The following is a 22,105-nucleotide window of genomic DNA, read 5'->3' on the forward strand; positions in this document are numbered from 1 at the left end:
CACGCTTATTGCTTAACGTGCCGCTTGTGTTCCGTATGCCTCCGCGGTAGTCTGCAGCAAATGAGCTTTACGCCGCCGCTTCAAACCCAGAATTTGTCGCGGCGGATTCACGCCAGAATTTTCTGCCGGCACTACTCCTATGAAGCAGTCACTCCAGTTAAAACTCGGCACTCAGCTGACGATGACGCCGCAGCTGCAACAGGCTATCCGCCTGCTGCAACTGTCGACCCTGGACCTGCAGCAGGAAATCCAGTCCGCACTGGACAGCAACCCGTTACTCGAAGCGGATTTTGACGAGCACGCCGGCGAATCTCATCAGGAACAGAACACCCCCTCTCAGGAGGGAGCCCAGCGCGAAGACAGCGACGGCGCAGCTGACACAAAAAATGACGCCAGCGCTGACAGCGACTGGAATAGTGACATCCCTGACGACCTGCCGGTCGACACCCGCTGGGACGACATCTATACCAACAACAGCTACCAGGGCAACGAGGGCGAAGACTACGCCCTCGAGCAACGCAATGCCGCATCAGAAAGCCTGCAGGACAGCCTCCTCTGGCAACTCAACCTGACGCCGCTGACTGCCGAAGACAAGCACATTGGCGAAGCCCTGGTTGACGCTATCGCCCCTAACGGTTTTCTGGTTGCGGAGCTGGAAGAGATAGCCGTCGCAATTGGCGTGGATGTCGACGAAGTGCAGGCGGTACTGAAAACCATCCAGCAGTTTGAACCGGTGGGCTGTGGCGCCCGCGATCTGCGCGAGAGCCTGATGTTACAGCTGCGGCAACTGCCTGAGCAGACCCCCTGGCTGCCACAGGCGCTGATCGTAGTCGGCCAGCACCTGGACCTGCTGGGCAAGCGGGACTTCCGTCAGCTGAGCCGGCGCACCCGTCTCAGCGAAGCACAATTGGGCGAAGTCATGCGCCTGATTCAGACTCTCACCCCCTACCCCGGCGAAGCCTTTGGTGGCGAAGAGCCCCAGTACGTGGTTCCAGACGTGATCGTGAGCCGCAAGCAACAGCGCTGGGTAGTGGAGCTGAACCCGGAAACCACCCCCAAACTGCGCATCAATGACGCCTATGCCTCCCTGATAAAGCGCGCAGACAACTCCACCGAAAACAACTACCTGCGCGATAACCTGCAGGAGGCGCGCTGGTTCCTGAAAAGCCTGCAGAGCCGGCACGAAACCCTGCTCAAGGTGGCAACCTGTATCGTCGAGAAACAACAGGGCTTTTTCGAACAGGGTCCGGAAGCCATGAAGCCGATGGTGCTGGCCAATATTGCCGAAACTATCGGCATGCACGAATCCACCATTTCCCGGGTAACCACCCAGAAGTACATGCTCACTCCCCGCGGGGTTTTCGAGCTCAAGTACTTCTTCTCCAGCCACGTGAGCACCGATTCTGGCGAGGATGCCTCGTCCACCGCCATCCGCGCCCTGATCCGCAAGCTCATTGACGGCGAGCAGCCGCGCAAGCCACTATCCGATAACAAGATTACCCAGGAGCTAGACGCCCAGGGCATCAAGGTAGCCCGGCGCACCGTAGCCAAATATCGCGAGTCCATGGGAATCCCTTCGTCTAGCGAGCGCAAGCGACTGGTCTGACTGTAACAGTCAAAATATGGGCGCAGTAACCTCTCTTCGTACACTTTCTGGACAACCAATAGCCAGACATTGAGTGTATCCTTCCATTCTGGCGCACTTCCTAGTAGGGTGCCGCCCTGTGCGGGGGTGCAGCCAGTTTGTGCTGAACCCGATGAGGAGAAATCCATGCCGACCAACATCAGTGGCCACCACGTAGAAGTGACTCCGGCGATTCGCGATTACTGCCTGACCAAACTGGACAAACTCTCCCGCCACCACGACCTGATCACCAATACTGAGGTCATTCTTTCCGTCAGCAAACTGATCCAGAAAGCCGAAGCGCGGATTCACGTGAATGGCAAGGATGTGTATGCAGACTCGGAAGCGGACGATATGTATGCGGCGATTGATGCGTTGACCGACAAACTCGACCGGCAACTGCTTAAACACAAAGAAAAGTTACGCAGTCACCGCTAGACCGCTAGCGTTGGACCACCAGCAAGATATGACATTGGACGCACTACTCTCTCCCCGCCTGAGCCTTTGCCACCTGGCGGGGAGCAGCAAGAAAAAGCTGTTACTCAACATCGCCCAGGCGATTTCTGAACAATACCCAGAACTGGATTCGGACACTGTGTTCAACCAGCTGGTAGCCCGGGAGCGCCTGGGCTCCACCGGCATCGGTGAGGGTGTCGCTATCCCCCACTGTCGCCTGCCCGGCTGTGAGCGCCCAATCGGCGTCCTCTGCACCACCTCTCCCGCAGTAGACTTTGACGCGATCGACCGCCAACCCGTAGACCTGCTGTTTGCGCTGCTGGTACCGGAAGGCGCGGATCAGGAACACCTCGACACCCTGGCGGAAATCGCCGCCCTGTTCAGTGACAGCCGGGTACGGGAAAAGCTGCGCGAGGCGACCACCAGCGACGAACTCTACGCACTGGCCATAAACAGCGCCGCCGCGGCATAATGCCTGCTGCCCATCCGGCGGCTCCTGCTCCGCCGGCACCCGGTCTATCCGCCGTTCAAACAGCAAGGAGCGTTGTGCAATGCGATTGGTCATCATCAGCGGCCGCTCGGGGTCCGGAAAGAGTTCCGCCCTGCAACTGCTGGAAGACGTTGGCTTCAACTGTATCGACAACCTCCCCGCAAGCCTGCTACCCGAGCTGGTACGCCGGGTCACCGAGCAGCCGCCGCAAGAAAATCTCCAGCTCGCACTCGGCATCGACGCCCGCAACCTTTGGCACGATGTACGTCAGGCCCCGCGGGTAATCGGCGACCTGCGGGAAAGCGGTGTGGATTGCGACGTTATCTATCTGGACGCCCGCTCTCCCATTCTGGTTCAGCGCTTCAGTGAAACCCGCCGCAAACACCCCCTGAGCGACAGCCGCACCCACCTGCTGGAAGCGCTCAATCACGAAAAAGAACTGCTCGCTCCTCTCGCCGCCATGGCCGACCTGGTCATCGACACCAGCAGTCTCAGCCTGCACCAGCTGCGCGACCAGATCAAAACCCGGGTAGTCGGCAAAGACTCCCCGGGGATGGCAATCCTGTTCCAGTCCTTCGGTTTCAAACACGGGGTTCCGGTGGACGCAGACCTGGTGTTCGACCTGCGCTGTCTGCCCAACCCCTACTGGGTGGCAGAACTGCGCAACAAGACCGGGCTGGACCCGGAAGTGGCCGAATTCCTGCGCTCACACCAGGAAACCGAAGACATGCAGCGGGATATCACGGTATTTCTGGAGCGCTGGCTGCCCTGCTACCAGCAGAGCAACCGCAGCTACACCTGTGTCGCCATCGGCTGCACCGGCGGCCGCCATCGCTCGGTCTACATGGTTGAGCAACTGGCGAAAAAATTTGCCAGCGAGTTTAAAAACATTCAGATACGTCACCGCGAGCAGCAGAAATAAACCTGCCTCTCGCACGCTAGACCCAAGAACAGCACCATGCAGAAAAGCCGCATCACCATCATCAATAAACTGGGCCTCCACGCCCGCGCCGCCAGCAAATTCGCCCAGACCAGTGCCCGCTTTTCTTCCGAGGTCAAAGTCTACTGCGAAGGCAAGGCGGTGGACGGCAAGAGCGTGATGGCACTGATGCTCCTGGCCGCCGGCAAAGGGGTGGAACTGGAACTGGAGATCTGCGGACGCGATGAAGACTCCGCGCACGAGGCGATTTGTGCGTTGATCAATGATCGATTTGGCGAGGGTGAATGACACTCCACCGATGAGTCTCCTGGCGGTACCGGCACCTTCGCATCCAACATCCCCAACTGTACGGCGGCAATATCCCTCCCCGCAGCCGCCCGCTATAATGCCGGCACTTTCCGCCCCATCAGCAGTCAGCAGGAATCTCCGTGCCCAATCCCGTCAATGCCGACATCTCGTTCCGCGCGCAAAACCAGCTCAGTGAGCTGTACGCGGCGCTGGATAGCGGTACCGGGCGCGAGGTACAGCGGATGCTGGCTTCCCTGTCGCCGCAAAGTATCGCGCAACTGCTGGAGAGCTCACCGCCGCGCATCCGCCAGGTTCTGTGGAAACTGATCGACCGCGAGGTCGAAGGTGAAGTTCTGCAGGAACTCGCCGACGATGTAAAAGCCCAGATCCTCTCCACCATGGACACCGAAGAAATGGTGGCCATCATGGAGGGACTGGACGCGGACGACGTGGCCGACATTCTCCAGCAACTGCCAGAGCGGGTAATGGCGGAAGTACTCTCGGCCATGAGTGAGAGCGACCGCCAGCGCGTGGAAGGGGTACTCGCCTACGGCGAGGAAACTGCTGGCGGCCTGATGGATACGGACATCGTATCCGTGCGCCCAAACCTGACCCTGGACGTGGTACTGCGCTACCTGCGCCGCCATGAGCAACTGCCCGAATCCACCGACAATCTGTTCGTGGTCAACCGGCAGGACAGGTTTATCGGCCTGCTGCCACTGACCAAGCTGCTCACTACCGATCCCTCGGTCACCGTGCGGGAAGTGATGGTCACCGACGTGGAGCCGATTCCCGCAGACCTGCCGGACAATGAGGTCGCGCAGCTGTTTGCCAAGTACGACTGGATTACCGCACCGGTGGTCGACGAGGACCGGCGTCTGCTCGGGCGTATCACCATCGACGATGTGGTGGACGTAATCCGTGAAGACGCAGACCACTCGCTGATGAGCCTCGCCGGTCTGGATGAGGAGGAAGACACCTTCGCCCCGATCATTCGCACGGCCCCGCGGCGCGCGATCTGGCTGGGGATCAACCTGCTCACCGCACTACTGGCCTCCTGGGTCATCAACCTGTTCCAGGGCACTATCGATAAGGTAGTGGCGCTGGCCGTGTTGATGCCGATTGTTGCCAGTATGGGAGGCGTTGCCGGCAGCCAGACGCTGACCGTCGTGATCCGCGGCATGGCTCTGGGGCAGATTGGACGCAGCAACCTGAGCTGGCTGCTGTCCCGGGAACTGGGCTCCGGCGCCCTCAACGCCATTCTGTGGTCCACGGTAATGGGAGGGATTGCGGCACTATGGTTTGGGGATACCCGCATCGCCCTGATTATCATTGCTGCCATGGTGATCAACCTGATCACCGCCGCTCTCGCCGGCGCGATACTGCCGGTAGCCCTGCGGGCCCTGCGCATTGACCCGGCCCTGGCCGGGGGCGTGGCCCTGACCACGGTCACCGACGTGGTGGGTTTTATGTCATTTCTCGGCCTCGCGACCTGGATTTTTGCCTGACGCGGGCCAGACCAGCCATTCATTTTCAGAGACAGTAAATGCAACACTCCGACGATTTCGAATCTTTTGACGATTTTGATGACGATCTGCCCAAGAGCAAAACCCGGGTCAAACAGGAAATGCATGATCTGCAGGACCTCGGCAAGCAGCTGACCGAACTCAGCGCGTCCAAACTGGCGGAAGTGCCGATGGATCCGGACCTCGCCGAAGCCATCGCCACCATGCACCGGATCAAATCCCGCGAGGCCAAACGTCGCCAGCTGCAGTACATTGGCAAGCTGATGCGCAAGGCGGATGTGGAAGCGATTGAAGCGGTGTTGCAGAAACACAAGGAACAGGACCACCTGCACCTGCGTTTTGACCGCATGGCGGAAGAGTGGCGCGGCCGTCTAATAGAACAGGGCAAAGAAGCGCAAAGCGAATTTTTCGATGCCTATCCGGGGGCAGACCACCAGCAATTGCGCAACCTGATTCGCGAGTCCAACAAAGAGATCGCCACTAAGAAAGCACCGACAAACCAGCGCAAACTGTTCCGCTATTTGCGCGATTTTTTCATGCAGGAAAACTGACTGCCGGTTCTGCCTCCACCACTCCCGAACACCTCCACCAGCTCAGCAACCACAATCCTGATGACCTCAGGATTCTGAGGCACCCAGCGGTGGAGGCTCACAGGTACCTGGTAGGTTTCGCCCAAAGGCAGGCGGGAGCTGGTGTGGGGCACAATGGTGGCATCGTAGGGTGTCCAGATGGATACCGGCGCAACGCCTTCCAGCATAGCGGCGTCCCGATTCAGGTTGTGCAGAAATTCGCTGCCGATCCGCAGCTGTCGCCCGCCTTTATAGGGCAGCAGATGCGCCCACAAGCTACCAAAATGGGGACTGGAGAGGGCAATAAACTTGTGCACGTTGGCCGCGCCATTTAACCGCTGCAAATAGTAGCGCGCCACGATCCCCCCCATACTGAATCCCACCAGTGCGCAGGTCGCCCCTTTCGGTGTGACCGCTTCAACCAGGTCACCCAGCTGCACCGCCATCGGCTCCATCCCGTACCAGCCGCTGTTGGTCTTCAGTCTGATCGTGTGCGCTGAAAATCCCGCCTGTTCCAGGGCTCGGTGCATCCGGAGCATCGAAAAACCCCGGTCGAAGATGCCGGGAATCAGGATGACAACCCGGCTCTTTGGTATTTTCGCAGCCACCTTCCACCCGCCGGCCAGTTACTCTCAGCTACCCCATAAGATTAGCGGCAAGCGAAGTTTGCTGAAAACAAATCGGGCCCGGGGATTCAATCCGCGGGCCCGATCTGTCCAACCGCTGCCGTGCAACGGTCAGAAGTCTGAGAGGAAGTGACGACCGACCTCTGCGATCAACTGGTACAGACCTCAACCTCTGCTACCGGCTTCTTTTCCGGCAGGGCCACCTCCGCAGGTTTCGGCAGTGGCTTGGCCAGCACCAGCAGCAATGGCAGCAGGGTCAGCGAACCCAGCAGAGCCGCTGACATGGCCAGCGCCGTCAGCAGACCAAAATAAATGGAAGGCACAAACTTGGACAACGCAAGAATCGAGAATCCGGCAATGATGGTGATGGCGGTATAGAACATCGCACGCCCGATAGTCGCGTGACTGCGGTGCATGGTGGCGATGTAATCACCGTCCTTGGCAAATTCCTCGCGGAAACGGTAGAGATAGTGGATGGCATGATCCACCCCGATTCCAACGGTAATGGCCGCAATAGTGATGGTCATCATATCCAGGGGAATATTCGCCAGCCCCATACCACCCAGCACCACACAGGCCGCCAGCATATTCGGCACCAGCGCAATCACCGCCAGCGACAGAGAGCGGAACAGCACCAGGAACATTAACAGAATACCCGCAAACACCGCGCCCAATGTCAGGATCTGGGACTTGAACAGGCTCTGCAACATATTGTTGTAAAGCACCAGCATCCCGGTCTGGCGAACGTTTTCCGGTGCCAGCCCCATCTCGTTTTCCGCGTATGCGTAAATGCGCTGGATCAGTTCATCCCGACGCAGATCGGGATCCGTTTCCATCACCCGCATGGTAATACGGGCCTGATGCTGCTCCGGGGACCAGTAGGGATGCACCAGTACCTGATTGATCTCTTCCGGCAGGCTTTGGCGGGCGATGGCCAGTTCGAAATCATTCAGACCGCCATCGTTCAGGTCCTGCGCCACCTTGTACAGGGTAGCCAGGGACTGCACCTTGCCGATCTCCGGCTGCGCCTCGAGAAAATCGTGCAACTGCTCGATCTGGTTCAGTCCGGCCACGGTGAACCAATAGGCATCCGCTTCCTGGCTTTCGCCACCGCCGGCAAACGGGTCATCGGTCGCGAACGGGTCTTCCGCGGCAAAGGGGTCGGCAACGTCTTCTCCGACGCTCTCGCTGTCGTATTCCCCTTGCAGCTCACCGGAATCATCGCCGGCCTGATCTGCTGACGGGCCACCGAAGTCGGCCCCAAAAGGATCCTCCTCCCCGGCAAATTCCGTCGCGGTGTCCTGCGGTTTATTCAGCACGATATCCAGGTTAATCGTGCCGCCCAGGCGCTGGTCGATCACCAGCATGCCCCGATAGATTTCGGTGGAATCGTCGAAGTAATCAATAAAACGGTTTTCAACTTTCAGGCGGGTAATACCCACAGCGCTGACAATTGCCGCAATGATCGCCACTCCCAGCACGATGCCCTTGTGGTTCTCCGCGAAGCGGGAAAAAACCTGGGTAAACGCATGGGAGTTGTCGTCGCCCTGGCCGCCATCGCGTTTTTTCAGCACCATCAGACTGGCGGGCAAAATCAGGAACGACAGAATCAGAGCCAGGGTGACCCCCATGGTCATCATCCAGCCGAAGTCGATCACCGGGCGAATACCGCTTACCACCAGCGAAATAAACGCGACCATGGTGGTAAGCCCGGTGTACAGACAGGGCTTGGCCATAAAGGTTACGGTGGCGGACGCCAGCTGGAATCGATCCCATTCCGGATGCTCGGCGAAATACTCCCGGTAGCGCACCGCCAGATGAATGGTGATTGCCAGCGTGATGATCAGCAGCAGTGCCACGAAATTGGCGGAGATCACCGTCATGCGCCAGTCCAGCCAGCTCAGTAGCCCCAGCATCATCACTGCGGTAGTGACACAGGTGATCAGTGGCAACAGCACCCAGCGCGGCTGGCGGAAGATCAGCAGCAGGGTGATGATGATAAACAGCAGAATACCCGCCCCAAACACCATCAGGTCGCTCTGGATAAACGCGATCATGTCGGACGTGACCATGGTCAGGCCGCCGAGAAACAGCTCCGCACGGTCATCGTAGTGCGCAAGAATGCCCCGTACTTCCTGTACCCGCAGGCGCGCGGCGTCTTCCTGGTTAGTGCGATGCTGCAGGTACTCGGCAGTCACCGTTTCCAGGCGCTGGGCGTCTTGCGGGCTCAGGCCATTGCTATTGCGCTCGCGGCGCAGCGCGTCCCGCTCGCGCACCAGATCCAAACCCTTTTTATCCAGCTCAAGATTGAGCATCATCGCTGTAGTCTCGCCATCGGGACTCAGGATCAGCTCTTTATAGATAGGGCTTGTGAGAAATTCCTGGCGCACCAGCTCTTTGTCCACCCCCGGTGATGACAGGGTGCGGATACCATCAGCAACATCGCTGATGGAAAGTTTCGGACTGTACAGCAGTGGGACATTCAGGATGGATTGCACCCCGGAGACACCGTCCACCATCGCCAGCTCATCCTGCAACCGGCGCAGGGTTGCCAGGGATTCATCGCTAAGCAGGTCACCCTGGTTGTAGCGATAGGTCACCACCAGAAAATCGCCGGAATTGTAACGCTCGGAAATCTCGCGATAAAAATCCAGCGAATCGTCGGTTTCCAGGGTCAGGGAGTCCGCCGACGCGTCCAGTTTAAACCGCGGCAAGCCCGCGGCAGCAGCAATGGTCAGCAGTGCCACCAGTGCCAGGACGGTTTTCGGATGTCCGAGCACCAGTTTTTCGTACCAGGTCTTCAAGCCCAACAGCATAATGAGTTCGCTTATTTTCCGATGAAGATGGCGCAAACGGATCGCGCCCCATAATGAAATTAAATTGTCCGTACCGGCCGGGCTATCTGTCTACGTGCCCCAGATCCCGTTCCGGGAACAGCAGATCACGCACTTTTTGCTTCAGCTCTTTGGGGCCGGGGAAACCGCCATCCCGCTTGCGCTCCCAGATCAGCTGGTCCCCCACTCTGATTTCAAACACCCCGCCACTGCCCGGTTTCAGAGCTACCTGCTCCAGGTCGTCGGCGAACGTATAAAGAAGCTCCTGGGCCATCCAGGTGGCGCGCAGCATCCAGTTGCACTGGACGCAGTAGTGGATGGTGACTGAATTATCCATAGAGTAAGAATCTGCGCTCGTATTCAGCGCTGCCCCCATGGGGGCAGCAGGTTCTGTTCGATATCCAGCTGGCTCAGGATCCGCGCCACTACAAAGTCCACCAGATCTTCCACGGAAGTGGGGTTCTGGTAAAAGCCCGGGCTCGCCGGCAGTATCACCGCGCCCATGCGCGTGAGCTTGAGCATGTTTTCCAGGTGGATCTCGGAATAAGGAGCCTCTCGCGGCACCAGAATCATCTGGCGTCGCTCTTTGAGTGCAACATCCGCCGCCCGTTCAATCAGATTGTTGGAGGCGCCACAGGCGATGGCGGACAGGGTACCGCCACTGGCCGGACAGATCACCAGGCTGCTGGCGGCGCCGGTGCCGGACGCCACCGGCGAAAACCAGTCGCGCTTGCCAAACAGGGTCAGCTGCCCCGCTTGCGCACCGTAGTGCTCGCGCAGGAAGGACTCGGTGCCGGCATCGTCCTCCGGCAATTCCATCCCGGTTTCGGTGTTGATCACCACCCGCGCCGCTTCGGACAATAGCAGCCACACCCGTACCTGCGCCGCCAGCAGGCACTGCAACAGGCGCAGGCCGTACTGGGCGCCGGACGCACCGGTAATGGCCAGAGTGATGGTCTTGGGGAAGTTCGGCTCAGCCAAGGAGGTATCCGTATTCGCCCCGACAACGGGGCTATTTGCCGTATTTCTGCTCCAGGGCCTGTAGCAGGCGCTGGTGTACACCACCGAAGCCACCGTTGCTCATCACGATCACGTGACTTCCGGGGGCCGACAGTTCGAGGACGGATTCTACCGCAGCGTCGATACTGTGGAGAACCTTCGCCGGCACAGTTGAATGGTGAACCACCTCATCCAGAGACCAGTTCATCCCCTCTGGTTGATACCAGAGCACCAGATCCGCCCCACTGCAGGCCCGCGCCAGTTGCCCCTGATGACGTCCCATACGCATGGTATTGGAACGCGGTTCAATCAGGGCGATAACCTTGTCGCTGCCGACCTTGGCGCGCAGGCCGTTCAGGGTGGTTTCAATCGCGGTGGGGTGGTGGGCAAAATCATCGTACAGACGGATGCCCTGCACCTCTCCCAGACATTCCATGCGCCGCTTGACCCCAGCGAACGCCGCCAGCGCTTCCGCCGCGGTTGCGGGCTCCACCCCTACATGACGCGCCGCGGCCATGGCGGCAAGACCGTTTCTCACGCTGTGCTGACCAGTCTGTTGCCACTGGACACGGGCAACATTGCCGCCCTCCAGCAGCACGTCAAAACTGCTGCCATCTGCCGCCACATTCACCGCACACCAGTCGCCGAGACGCACCCCGTCACCCTGCTCCAGATCGCAACGCTGTACCTGGCTCCAGCAGCCCTTTTCCAGCACCTGGGTCACCGCATCCTCGCGAGCCGCGACAATCAGTCCGCTACCGGGGACCGTGCGCACAAGATGGTGGAATTGCTTCTGGATCGCCGCAAGATCGTCGAAGATGTCTGCGTGATCAAACTCCAGATTGTTGATAATCAGGGTGCGCGGGCGATAGTGGACGAACTTGGAGCGCTTGTCGAAGAACGCCGTGTCGTACTCGTCGGCCTCCACCACGAAGAAGGGGGTGTTGCCCAAGCGGGCGGAGACATCAAAATTGTTCGGCACGCCACCAATCAGAAACCCCGGCTCCATCCCCGCGTATTCCAGGATCCACGCCAGCATGCTCGCCGTAGTGGTTTTTCCATGGGTACCGGAAACCGCCAGCACCCAGCGCCCGCCGAGAAAGTGGTCGCACAACCACTGGGCACCGGAGGTATAGGACAGGCCCTTTTCAAGTACCGCTTCCACTGCGGGGTTTCCACGGGACAGGGCGTTGCCGATGATCACCAGATCCGGCGCCGGCTCCAGCTGGGCCGGATCGTATCCCTCGGTCAGGGTGATCCCTGCGCGCTCCAGCTGGGTGCTCATGGGCGGGTACACATTGGCATCGGAACCGGTCACCTTGTGGCCTTCCGCCACCGCCAGCTGGGCCAGGCTGCCCATAAATGTGCCACAGATCCCTAAAATATGAATATGCATGCCAGTTCTTTGCTCTCTCAGGTGGAAACAGGTGCCGGATGAGACCGCCTATTCACGCAATCATTCCCGCCATTTCCCGCGTTTCTCAGCGCAAAAGCCGCAGCGGCGCGGTTTTTGCTTTCGATAGTTGCAGCAATCGGGATTGCTATCGCAAGCCCCATTTTTGGGGGCGCGCCAGCTTATCACGGCCATTTACAGTAGTAAGTGCCAAATGCCCGCAATTCCATGCAATTGCCATATGAATACATTAGACTTCGCGCCGCGTGAGGCAGCCACCAGAAGCCGCCCACCGGCAACACGCGCAAGCGTGGCCTAAGACGAGAAACTTGCAGCCATAGGATAGACATGTCGAAGAAAAACGCTTTTTACGCGCAATCCGGCGGCGTCACCGCCGTCATTAACGCCTCCGCGTGCGGGCTTATTGAAACCGCCCGCCAGCACCCGGACAAAATCGGCACTGTCTACGCTGGCCTCAACGGCATTGTCGGCGCCCTCAAGGAGGAGTTGATCGATGTCAGCCGGGAGAGCGACGAAACCATCGCCGCCCTGCGCCACACCCCCTCCGGCGCCTTCGGTTCCTGCCGCTACAAGCTGAAAAGCCTGGAGCAGAACCGCGCCGAGTACGAGCGTCTGATCGAAGTGTTCAAGGCCCACGACATCGGCTACTTCTTCTATAACGGCGGCGGCGACTCTGCCGATACCTGTCTCAAGATTTCCCAGCTGTCGGAAAAAATGGGCTATCCCATCCAGGCCATCCACATCCCGAAAACCGTGGATAACGACCTGCCCTTCACCGACAACTGTCCCGGCTTCGGTTCTGTGGCCAAATACGTCGCGGTCTCCACCAAGGAAGCGGCGCTGGACGTAGCCTCCATGTGCGCCACCTCGACCAAGGTATTCATCCTTGAGGTCATGGGCCGCCACGCGGGCTGGATTGCCGCCGCCGGCGCCCTCGCCCAGGAACAGGAAGGCGACGCGCCCCACATCATCCTGCTGCCGGAAGTGGCGTTCGACAAAGAGAAGTTCCTGAAAAAAGTGCAGGAAACCGTCGATACCGAGGGCTACTGTGTGATCGTCGCCTCCGAGGGTGCCCAATATGAAGACGGCACCTTCCTTGCCGACGCCGGCAGTGTCGACGCCTTCGGCCACAAACAGCTGGGCGGTGTAGCGCCGACCCTGGCCAAAATGGTCAAGGACGAACTGGGCATGAAATACCACTGGGCCCTGGCCGACTACCTGCAACGCGCCGCCCGCCACATCGCTTCCGCCACCGACGTGGAGCAGGCGTACGCCGTGGGCAAGGCTGCGGTGGAAGCCGCGGTGGCAGGCAAAAACGCCATCATGCCCACCATCGAGCGCATCGGTAAAACGACCGCCGACTACAGCTGGAGCATCGGCGAAGCCCCGCTTTCCGAAGTGGCCAATGTCGAGAAATTCATGCCAGAAGAGTTTATTTCCGAAGACGGTTTCGGCATCACCCAGGCCGGTCGCGAATATCTCGAACCGCTGATCCAGGGCGAAGACTATCCGCCTTACAAGAATGGCATTCCTCAGTACGCACGCCTGAAAAAAGTGCTGGTGGAAAAGAAATTGAAAGAAGCCTTCAGCGTTTAACTTTCGTACCGCCGCCCGGGTTACCACTACCCGGGCGGTCTTACCCCCCGCCCCTTCCCCCACCATTCAATCCTCGAACTGACGCACGTCATTCTGTCTTTGCGCTGTTATAATCTCGCGCCATTCAGTCCGTGCCTGCAGAGGCCGGTTGGTTTTCGTATTTTCGGCGTTGAGTTGGCAGGTTGTCCGAGTTGAAGGTAGTAGAAGTTCGCGGGAGAGAGGGTTACCGCCCTGATATCGACGGCCTGCGGGCTCTGGCGGTAATGCCAGTAGTACTGGGTCACGCCGGTTTTCCGGGCTTTTCCGGTGGTTTTATCGGGGTCGATGTTTTTTTTGTTATTTCCGGTTTTCTGATCACCGGAATCCTGCTGCGGGAAATCTCCGCCGACGATTTTTCTGTGGCCCGGTTCTACGAGCGCCGCGCACGTCGTATTCTCCCCGCCCTGTTCGCGATGATGCTGGCCTGTGTCGTCATGGGTTGGTTATTGATGCCGCCGGAAGCCCTGGGGGCTCTCGGCCGCTCGGTCATGGCCACCATCCTGTTTCTCTCCAACGCCTGGTTTGCCCGCAGCACCGAGGATTATTTCGGTACCGACGCCGAGTGGGAGCCCCTGCTGCACACCTGGTCACTGTCGGTGGAAGAACAGTTCTATCTGGTATTTCCGCTGCTGCTGTGGCTTCTCGCCCGCCGGTCAAAGACATCCACGGTTAGCGGCGTCGCCATGGTGACCGGAGTATCTCTCCTGTTTTCAATCTGGCAAACCCGGGCGGATCCCACCGCCGCCTATTTCCTGACCCCCGCGCGAGTGTGGGAACTGGGTGCCGGCGCGCTACTCGCCATGGGTGTGCTGCCCGGGGTGCGCCGGCGTGCGGTGGCAGAATGCATCAGCGTTACCGGTCTGCTGATGATTATTTTCGGGGTCATATTGTACGGTCCGCAGACGCCATTCCCCGGCGCCGCGGCGCTGCTGCCGGTGACCGGCGCCATTGCGCTGATCTGGTCCGGCAGCGTATCGAACAACCGGGTATCGCAGTTACTCGGCAGCCGGATACCCGTGGGTATCGGGCTGATTTCCTACTCTCTTTATCTATGGCACTGGCCGGTGCTGGTTGGCGCGCGCCTGCTGCAGGGCAGCAGCCACCTTGCGACTGCCGGTGCGCTGATTGCCGTAGCCATTTCCCTGGTGCTCGCCTGGATCAGCTGGAAATTTATCGAACAGCCGTTTCGCGGTGGGAGCAATGCCCGGGTATCGAAGCTGGTACTGGTACGACTTTCGGCATTTGGCGCGATACTATTTCTTGCCACCGGTAGTGCGATCAAGGCCTTCGACGGCTTTCCTGGCCGCCTGCCCGAGGCCCATCTTGCGGTCTACCAGCAGGCCTTTACCGGTATCGACCGTCAGGAACGCTGCATGAAGAGAACACCGGCGACAGAGCTGTGCAGCATCGGTAGTTTTCCGGACGGAAGCCAACAGTCCAGCAGCCTGTTCCTGTGGGGCGATTCCCATGCCGCAGCCTGGCTACCTGGATTTGATCACCTGCTGGAAACCCATAAGTACACCGGAATGGCGGCACTCAAGTCTGGCTGCCCCCCACTGTTGGGCCTGCGCCGGCAGGACAAGTCCGCGTCCCACCGCTGTGACCAGTTCAACGATCAGGTGCTGGCATTACTGCAGTCGCGGGAAGATTTGCCGGTTGTGGTACTGGCTGCACGCTGGGCCCTGGCGGTCGAGAAAACCCGCCCGGAAGGTGGCGAGGGTATGCAGCTGGCATCGGTAAAAAGCTTTACCGCTCCGATACCGGCATGGGCCGCCCAGGCGACGGACACTCACCGGGCCGCACTTGTGGCGCACCGACTGGACCAGACCGTTGCCGCCATCCGCGCAACCGGGCGAGAGGTTGTATTGATAAAAGGGGTGCCAGAAATCGGCCACTCGGTCCCCGCGGACCTTGCCAAAGCAGCGTTTACCGAAACTGCCGTCAGCGAGGGACCGGCGGCAAGCCGGGTCGAGGCCCGACAACGACAGGCGGATGAAATCATCGAGTTGATCGCCGAGCGCCACGGCGCCCACACCGTCAATCCGCGGCGGCTGATGTGCGACGATAACTGCCGCATCGCCATCAACAGCCAGCTGCTGTACCGCGACGACGACCACCTGACGGCGTTCGCCGCACGCCAGTTGCTGCCCGTTCTGGCGGACCAGGCTCCCCCCATAAAACAGCTGAACAATCGCCTTATCCTGTCTGAGACTGACAAACCCACCGGCCCACCACCCCGGGGCTGATCGGTAACGCTCAGCCTCAATCCCGGGGCAAACCCTGGACAAAAAAAAGCCACTCAGGACCTGGGTCCGAAGTGGCTTTCATTCCTGCCAGGCGGCGTAAATAGCAGCTCAGGAATCCAGTGCGGCGCGCACGAAGTCGGTCAGAGCCTGATCCTGGCTGTTTTCAAAGAAACAGGCCTGGAAGCGCTCACCACCCACAGCGGTTTTCACCAGTTCCGGATCGATCGCCTTGAGGCCGTCCAGATAATTCTTCGCAGTGGCTTCCTTGATGTGGTTCAGGATGCCGGCGTTGGCCACCTGGGACTCCTTGCGCTCTGGCGGATAACCCTGACCTTTCACACCAGTGAACGCTTTCTCGAACATATAACGGATGTTCAGCTCCGCGCCCCAGCCGAAGCCCTTGGCGAAAGGAATGGACAGTGCGTTGCCGTTGTTGATCTGGGCAAACAGATAGGCGTCTGCCGGATCAATGCAGTAACCACAGGCGACGCCCGGGTAGGCATTCAGGGACATCAATGCGCCCTGACCGGTGCCACAGCCACTAACCACGAAGTCTACGGCCTTGGCGTTCAGCAGCAGGCTGCCCATGATACCCAGGTGGATATAGGTGAGGCGGTGATCGTTGTCATCGCTCATACCGGTGTTGTAAACGGTATGCCCGAGTTCGCCGGCAACGTCCTGCAGCTCCTTCAGCACGACGGCATTTTTGGACGCCTGGCTGAATTCATTCATCAATGCAATTTTCATGGCTCTCTCCCCTTGGCCCTCGCGGGCAGCGCTGGAATATGTGTCGGCACCGGCCCGTTCACTATCCGAACAAATCACGACCGATGCGGTGGATTTTCAGTCCGCGGATTATATGTGTTTGGCCGATTAATAAAAACCGGTCAGGCAGGTTTGATGGGTCAGCGGCTGGAAGAAGCGCGAAAGCCTGAGATCAGGCCCGCAAATGCGGCCACCGCCAGTACAAATAACAGCGGGAACCAGGGGGAATCAAGCACCTTGAGCGTAACACCGGAAACCACCAGCCACAGCACCGGTATCACGGCCACTACCCAGAGCAAAGGGCCCCGCACCGCCAGCAGCAGAACACCGACAGTAACCGCCGCAGTGGGATCAGGATGCAGACCGAAGACCTCCGCCTGACGCCAGCTGTGACCAATCACTGGTGCCAACAGGGGAAAACCGACCAATCCGCACAAGCTAATCAGCAGCCCGGACTGGGTAGCGGGGTCCAGCAGGGAGCGGGGCCGCGCCAGCCCACGGCCGCTGGCCGCCAGCAACGCCAACAGCGCGCCCTGTAGCAGCCAGGCCCAACAGAAATACCCCCCCGCCCAGTTGAGCCTGGTGTAGCGTTCACCGAAAAAAGCCAAACCCACCAGTACCCAGAGCGGTGCAAGCAGAGCCAGGGCAACCCGGTAGTGGCCCGTCAGTGCCATCACCAGTGCAGTAACGCCGGTACTGAGGGTCAACAGTTGCAGCGGCCAGAAACTTTCCCCCAGCTGCGCGAGCAGTCGAAAATACACATCGGCGGTAAAAGGAATGAAGTCCTGAATCTGGTAGCTGGCCCAATCGCTCACAGTACGTCCCTCACAAAGACTGGATATACGCAGCCATGCGCTGTCGCCCCGCAGCGTCCGGTAGCGGACCGGTGCCGGCCTGCATATTTTCGTTCATATGCGCCACTTGCGAAGTGGCCGGGATGGCACAGTTCAGCGCCGGATGGCTGACGATAAATTTCAGCAGATAGTCTGCCCAGGTCCGGCAGGCGAGTTCCTTTTGCGCCCACTCCGGCACCGCCTCTCTGCGCTTGAGCCCTTTGATCAGGTTGCCGCCGTCGTAGGGGCGGTTGGCGATCACCGCAACGCCTTTTTCCCGCGCCAGTGGCAACAGTCGCGCCTCCACCTCCCGGTGGGTGATGTTGTAGGTGAGCTGGGCAAAATCCAGCGTCTCGCTGGCCAGGATTTGCTCGAACGCGTCATGGCGCCGGCCGTGGGAGGTGGTAATTCCCAGATAGCGAATGCTACCGGCGGCCTTCAACTCCCGCAGTACCGGCAGATGTTCGCGCCAGTCCTCCAGGTTGTGTACCTGCACCAGGTCAAACTTCGACAGTCCCCAGCGCTCCGCGAGACCGGCGATCTGCTCGCGGGCCGTGCCACCGGCAGGACTCCAGACTTTTTCCGCGGAAAACAGGGATTTCGGTGTGCCCAGCTGCTTCAGCGCATAGCCGAGCGTATCCGGCGCCGATCCGTACATGGGCGATGAATCGATCAGGCCTCCACCGTGGGCAAAAAATGCTCTCACCACCTGGGTGCGCGCCTCCAGCAGCTGCGGGTCATTCCCCACATTGAAGGTGCGCCAGGTGCCCATGCCGATCACCGGCAGCGGCTCGTCGCTGGCGGGAATCGGCTTGGTGAGCAAGTCGCCCTTTTGCAAGCTCCCCTGTTGCGCCGACACCGGCAGGGCCGAAAGCAACGGTAACCCCCAGGCGGTGATGACTCCGGCCTTAAGCAGTTTGAGAAACTTCCTGCGGGTAGGTTGATCTTGCATGAGTGAATCCCTGTTTCAGTCCGTGGACCTGAACAGGCCCGGTTTCACCAGCGCGGTCACCAGTATCAAGATAAAACACACCAGCACGAACACCTTGTTGACGAACCAGTTGCCCCGCCACAGGGTCCATTCCGGGTCCCCGAGGAACACGACAAATTTACTGACGATAATGGCGATCTCGATCACCGACATGACAATCGCCAGCCTGCGGGTATACCCCGGCTGCGCCAGCAGTGCCCAGCCCAACCACACATGGGCCAGCGGCCACAGATCCCAGTAAACATGGCTGTTCCACGGTTCGCCGGTAGCCAGGGCGAAGCCGATCGGAAACAGGTACTTGATAAACAGCGTCCAGGCCGCCAGGAAGAACAGGCAGTGAGCGAGAAACTGCAGCCAGTGACTGCGCTCAACCACCCAAACGCTCCCGCAGCACCGCTGCCGCCAGCTCGAAGGAGTGCAGTCGCGCGGCGTGATCGTAGATTGGCCCGGTCACGATCAATTCCTCCACTCTGGTACGAGCCAGAAAGCGGTCGATCCACGCCGCCACCGATGCCGGCGTGCCCACGGCGGTTTCCGCCAGTGCCTGCGCCACTTGCAAACGCTCCGATGGCGATGCCACAGACTCCGGATCATCCAGCGGCGGTTGCAGCTTTCCCGGCGTACCGCGACGCAGCGCCACAAACTGCTGTTCAATGGAAGTCATCAATCGCCGCGCTTGTTCGTCTGAATCCGCCGCGAATACGTTGATGGCTGCCGCCGCATAGGGTGCCTCGAGAAATGCCGAGGGCTGGAATTTCTGACGATAAAGATACAGGGCCTGATCCAACATCGCCGGTGCAAAATGGGAAGCGAAGGCAAACGGCAACCCCAGCGCCGCCGCCAGCTGGGCACTGTAGAGACTGGAACCGAGCAGCCACACCGGCACCTTTGAACCCACCCCCGGCACCGCGCGCACCCGCTGCCCGGGTTTTTCCGGGGCGAAGTAATGCAGTAGCTCCTGCACATCATCCGCAAAATGGTCCGCCGCGTGCAGCGGATCCCGCCGCAGGGCGGTCATGGTGGCGCCGTCGGTACCCGGAGCGCGTCCCAGCCCGAGGTCGACCCGGTCCGGATATAGCGCCGCCAGTGTGCCGAACTGCTCGGCAATCACCAGCGGCGCGTGGTTCGGAAGCATCACCCCACCGGCCGCAACCCGGATTTTTTCCGTACCGGCGGCGATATACCCCAGTGCCACGGACGTGGCGGCACTGGCCACGCCGATCATGTTGTGATGTTCCGCCATCCAGAAACGGTGGTATCCCCAGGTCTCGGCATGCCGGGCCAGATCCAGGGAGTCCATCAACGCCTGGCGCGCGTCGCCCCGATCCGTAATCAGTGAAAGGTCGAGCAGGGAAAAGTTTCGCATAAACATCCTCAGGGAAACGGTTGCCGAGCTCGCAAGCCGGATCACAAACTTCCTGGCCGGCGCTCAAACAAAGTAAAAATAACAGCCCAAAACAGGCTCGCGATGACAAAGGTAGCGCGATAGCCCATTCGCGGGAACTGCGCAGGTCCCAGAGGTTCTCGCCACTGTGAGCTTCTGCTACCATCGCGCCCGCAAACCTAAGGGGTGGCGTACGCCTGAGATGCTGTTGCACAGCGAACCCTTGAACCTGATCCGGTTAATACCGGCGTAGGAATAGGTACCCAGTGTGGGTTCTCACACTCCCCCCTTTTCACGTCGCACACCGGGTCTCTTTCCTATCGGATGAAGAGAGAGAGCCATGAAGTCACACCCCAGAATAAACACCCTCGCCCGCTGTATCGGCCTCATCGCCACGGCCGGCGCGTCCATCGCCATGGCGGAGCCCGCTGCACTGGAAGAAGTGGTGGTCACCAGCCAGCTGCGCGAGCAAGCGCAACTCGACACCCCCACCAGTGTAAGCGTGCTGGACAGCGTGGCCATCGAAGCCCGCGGTGCGACCAATCTCGAGCAGCTGCTGAATCTGGCGCCGAATGTGAACTTCTCCAGCGGCGCCTCCCGCGGCCGCTTTGTGCAGATCCGCGGTATCGGCGAGCGCAGCCAGTTTATCGACCCGGTGAATCCCTCCGTGGGGCTGATTGTCGATGGCATCGACTTCACCGGCCTCGGTCTTGCCGCCAGCACCCTGGATATGGCACAGGTGGAGATCCTGCGCGGCCCCCAGGGCACGGTGTACGGCGCCAATGCGCTGGCGGGGCTGATCAGCATGACCAGTAATGCGCCCACCACGGAGAACTATGCGCGAGTAGCCGCGGAGGCCGCCCAGTACGGCTCCCACACCCTGTCCGCCGTTACCAGCGGCCCGCTGTCCGAGCAACTGGGCTACCGCTTCGCGGTGCAGAAGCAGCAGTCCGACGGCTATGTGCACAACCGCTATCTCGGCCGTAAGGACACCAACAATATCGACGAGACCGTGGCCCGCGGCAAACTCCGCTATCAGGCGAGCGACGACCTGCAGCTGGACTTCACCCTGTACTATCTGGACGCGGACAACGGTTACGACGCCTTCACCCTGGACAACTCCCGCAACACCCTGTCCGACCAGCCGGGCTGGGACCGCCAGGAAACCATCGCGGGCGCGGTGAGCGGACTCTGGACTGGCAACAACCTGTTTACCCTCAAATCCGTAGTGAGCGCCGCCAGCTCCGACACCGAATACGGTTACGACGAAGACTGGACCTACGTGGGCTTCCACCCCTGGGAATACAGCTCTACCGATAATTACCTGCGCGACCGTGACAACCTGAGTGTGGACCTGCGACTGGTCTCCACCGAAGAGAGCCGGCTGTTCGGCGGCAGCACCGGCTGGGTGGCCGGGGTTTATCTGCGCACCGAGGAAGAAACACTGGAGCGCAATGCCAGCTTTGCCAGCCAGTTCGATACTGACAATGCGGCCATTTATGGGCAGCTGAATACCGCCCTTGGCACGCGTTTTGAACTGATTACCGGCCTGCGTCTGGAGCAACGCCACGCGGATTACAGCGACTCGCTCGCCGTTACCAGCGATACCAGCGAAGACCTATGGGGCGGCAACATCACCCTGCAGTTCAGCGCAAGCGACAACATCATGCTGTACGGCACTCTTTCGCGCGGCTACAAGGCGGGCGGCGTTAACGGTCATATTATTTCCGCCTCGGAAAGTAACCCAGACATTGGCAGTGACACCTTCCTGTTCAATACCGAAAGCATGCTGAACTACGAACTCGGGTTAAAAGGTAACTGGCTGGACAGCCGCCTGCAGGCTCAGGTCGCCGCGTTTTATCAGGACCGCAGCGACGTGCAGGCCAAGCAGTCCATTTTCGATCCGGAGGACTTTTCCTTCGACGATTATCTGGCGAATGCCGCCGGCGGTCACAGCACCGGTATCGAAGCGGAAATTAACTTCCAGGCCAGCGACGCGCTGCAACTGTTCGCCACCTTCGGCTGGCTGAATGCCGAATTCGAAGACTTTGTCAGCAGCACCCATGTCGATGGCCGCGATGACAACACCGGCGAAACGTCACCGGTTGACCTCAGCGGCCGCGACCTGGCCCACGCGCCCAATTTCCAGTACTTCACCGGTGCCGAATACGCACTGACGGACAACCTGACGGCGCGCATGGAACTGGAAGGCAAGGACGACTTCTACTTTTCCAACAGCCACAACGAAAAGTCCACCGCCTACGAGCTGGTCAACGCGCGCCTGACCTACCGCGGTGACCGCTGGGATGTTTCCCTGTGGGGCAGAAACCTCACCAACGAGGTGGTCTACACCCGCGGGTTCTATTTCAGCAACCAGTTCGGTAACAATCCCGCCAACGGCTATGCGCCGGAGGCGTACTACCAGCTGGGCGAGCCTAGAATTGCCGGAGTCTCCGCCAGCTATACCTTTTAATCAGGAGTTCCC

At 59.9% G+C, this 22,105-nt stretch carries 20 protein-coding genes and 1 riboswitch; of the genes, 10 read left to right on the top strand and 10 right to left on the bottom strand.

All coding sequences use genetic code 11. From position 1 onward, the window contains the following. The first annotated feature begins 139 nt into the window (after window positions 1-139). The 7 genes from PVT68_RS06685 to yjgA all read left to right on the top strand — a co-directional run bounded on the left by PVT68_RS06685 (window position 140) and on the right by yjgA (window position 5,875). Window positions 140-1,606, top strand: a complete 1,467-nt coding sequence (locus PVT68_RS06685) for an RNA polymerase factor sigma-54 (RefSeq protein ID WP_280321916.1) — start codon at window positions 140-142, stop codon at window positions 1,604-1,606. 165 nt (window positions 1,607-1,771) lie between these two features. Further along, window positions 1,772-2,062: a ribosome hibernation-promoting factor, HPF/YfiA family gene (gene hpf, locus PVT68_RS06690; RefSeq protein WP_280321917.1), complete on the top strand. Its 291-nt coding sequence runs from the start codon at window positions 1,772-1,774 to the stop codon at window positions 2,060-2,062. Between the two features lie 28 nt (window positions 2,063-2,090). Next, entirely contained in the window at window positions 2,091-2,552 is a 462-nt protein-coding gene (gene ptsN / locus PVT68_RS06695) for a PTS IIA-like nitrogen regulatory protein PtsN (protein WP_280321918.1), read from the top strand. A 79-nt stretch (window positions 2,553-2,631) separates the two neighbouring features. Continuing rightward, complete coding sequence (gene rapZ / locus PVT68_RS06700) at window positions 2,632-3,492, top strand: RNase adapter RapZ (RefSeq protein WP_280321919.1); 861 nt, start codon at window positions 2,632-2,634, stop codon at window positions 3,490-3,492. 36 nt (window positions 3,493-3,528) lie between these two features. Beyond that, the gene (locus tag PVT68_RS06705; RefSeq protein WP_280321920.1) at window positions 3,529-3,798 is read left to right on the top strand and encodes an HPr family phosphocarrier protein; all 270 of its coding nucleotides are present in this window, start codon (window positions 3,529-3,531) and stop codon (window positions 3,796-3,798) included. A 140-nt stretch (window positions 3,799-3,938) separates the two neighbouring features. Further along, entirely contained in the window at window positions 3,939-5,306 is a 1,368-nt protein-coding gene (gene mgtE, locus PVT68_RS06710) for a magnesium transporter (protein WP_280321922.1), read from the top strand. 38 nt (window positions 5,307-5,344) lie between these two features. Continuing rightward, window positions 5,345-5,875, top strand: coding sequence for a ribosome biogenesis factor YjgA (yjgA, locus tag PVT68_RS06715; protein WP_280321924.1), 531 nt, complete (start codon window positions 5,345-5,347; stop codon window positions 5,873-5,875). Here yjgA and PVT68_RS06720 read toward each other — a convergent pair. The 5 genes from PVT68_RS06720 to mpl form a co-directional block, all read right to left on the bottom strand. Further along, entirely contained in the window at window positions 5,842-6,501 is a 660-nt protein-coding gene (locus PVT68_RS06720) for an esterase/lipase family protein (protein ID WP_407666129.1), read from the bottom strand. The genes yjgA and PVT68_RS06720 overlap by 34 nt on opposite strands. A gap of 167 nt (window positions 6,502-6,668) precedes the next feature. Next, complete coding sequence (locus tag PVT68_RS06725; RefSeq protein WP_280321927.1) at window positions 6,669-9,335, bottom strand: efflux RND transporter permease subunit; 2,667 nt, start codon at window positions 9,333-9,335, stop codon at window positions 6,669-6,671. Between the two features lie 82 nt (window positions 9,336-9,417). Further along, on the bottom strand, window positions 9,418-9,690 hold the full coding sequence (locus PVT68_RS06730) for a SelT/SelW/SelH family protein (protein ID WP_280321928.1): 273 nt from the start codon (window positions 9,688-9,690) through the stop codon (window positions 9,418-9,420). 23 nt (window positions 9,691-9,713) lie between these two features. Beyond that, on the bottom strand, window positions 9,714-10,334 hold the full coding sequence (locus tag PVT68_RS06735; protein ID WP_280321929.1) for a flavin prenyltransferase UbiX: 621 nt from the start codon (window positions 10,332-10,334) through the stop codon (window positions 9,714-9,716). A 31-nt stretch (window positions 10,335-10,365) separates the two neighbouring features. Beyond that, the gene (gene mpl / locus PVT68_RS06740) at window positions 10,366-11,748 is read right to left on the bottom strand and encodes a UDP-N-acetylmuramate:L-alanyl-gamma-D-glutamyl-meso-diaminopimelate ligase (protein ID WP_280321930.1); all 1,383 of its coding nucleotides are present in this window, start codon (window positions 11,746-11,748) and stop codon (window positions 10,366-10,368) included. Between the two features lie 345 nt (window positions 11,749-12,093). Between mpl and PVT68_RS06745 the strand changes: the two genes are divergently transcribed. Both PVT68_RS06745 and PVT68_RS06750 read left to right on the top strand, forming a co-directional pair. Then, on the top strand, window positions 12,094-13,362 hold the full coding sequence (locus PVT68_RS06745; RefSeq protein ID WP_280321931.1) for a 6-phosphofructokinase: 1,269 nt from the start codon (window positions 12,094-12,096) through the stop codon (window positions 13,360-13,362). A gap of 182 nt (window positions 13,363-13,544) precedes the next feature. Continuing rightward, complete coding sequence (locus tag PVT68_RS06750) at window positions 13,545-15,647, top strand: acyltransferase family protein (RefSeq protein ID WP_280321932.1); 2,103 nt, start codon at window positions 13,545-13,547, stop codon at window positions 15,645-15,647. 108 nt (window positions 15,648-15,755) lie between these two features. Here PVT68_RS06750 and PVT68_RS06755 read toward each other — a convergent pair whose 3' ends face one another. From PVT68_RS06755 to PVT68_RS06775, 5 genes are all read right to left on the bottom strand, one after another. Next, window positions 15,756-16,394 carry an RpiB/LacA/LacB family sugar-phosphate isomerase gene (locus PVT68_RS06755; RefSeq protein ID WP_280321933.1) on the bottom strand — a complete coding sequence of 213 codons (639 nt, stop codon included), beginning with the start codon at window positions 16,392-16,394 and terminating at the stop codon, window positions 15,756-15,758. Between the two features lie 158 nt (window positions 16,395-16,552). After that, window positions 16,553-17,227 carry a DUF6064 family protein gene (locus PVT68_RS06760; RefSeq protein WP_280321934.1) on the bottom strand — a complete coding sequence of 225 codons (675 nt, stop codon included), beginning with the start codon at window positions 17,225-17,227 and terminating at the stop codon, window positions 16,553-16,555. 10 nt (window positions 17,228-17,237) lie between these two features. Continuing rightward, window positions 17,238-18,197, bottom strand: coding sequence for an aldo/keto reductase (locus PVT68_RS06765; RefSeq protein WP_280321935.1), 960 nt, complete (start codon window positions 18,195-18,197; stop codon window positions 17,238-17,240). 15 nt (window positions 18,198-18,212) lie between these two features. After that, window positions 18,213-18,611: a hypothetical protein gene (locus tag PVT68_RS06770; RefSeq protein WP_280321936.1), complete on the bottom strand. Its 399-nt coding sequence runs from the start codon at window positions 18,609-18,611 to the stop codon at window positions 18,213-18,215. After that, window positions 18,604-19,602: an LLM class flavin-dependent oxidoreductase gene (locus PVT68_RS06775; protein WP_407666130.1), complete on the bottom strand. Its 999-nt coding sequence runs from the start codon at window positions 19,600-19,602 to the stop codon at window positions 18,604-18,606. Before PVT68_RS06775 ends, PVT68_RS06770 begins: the two co-directional genes overlap by 8 nt. Before the next feature lie 190 nt (window positions 19,603-19,792). Next, window positions 19,793-19,893: riboswitch (TPP riboswitch) on the top strand. Between the two features lie 67 nt (window positions 19,894-19,960). Here PVT68_RS06775 and PVT68_RS06780 point away from each other — a divergent pair. Next, a complete protein-coding gene (locus tag PVT68_RS06780; protein WP_280321938.1) occupies window positions 19,961-22,093 on the top strand; it encodes a TonB-dependent receptor in 2,133 nt (710 codons plus the stop codon). Window positions 22,094-22,105 lie beyond the last annotated feature (12 nt).

This window comes from Microbulbifer bruguierae, assembly GCF_029869925.1.
Taxonomy (GTDB): domain Bacteria; phylum Pseudomonadota; class Gammaproteobacteria; order Pseudomonadales; family Cellvibrionaceae; genus Microbulbifer; species Microbulbifer bruguierae.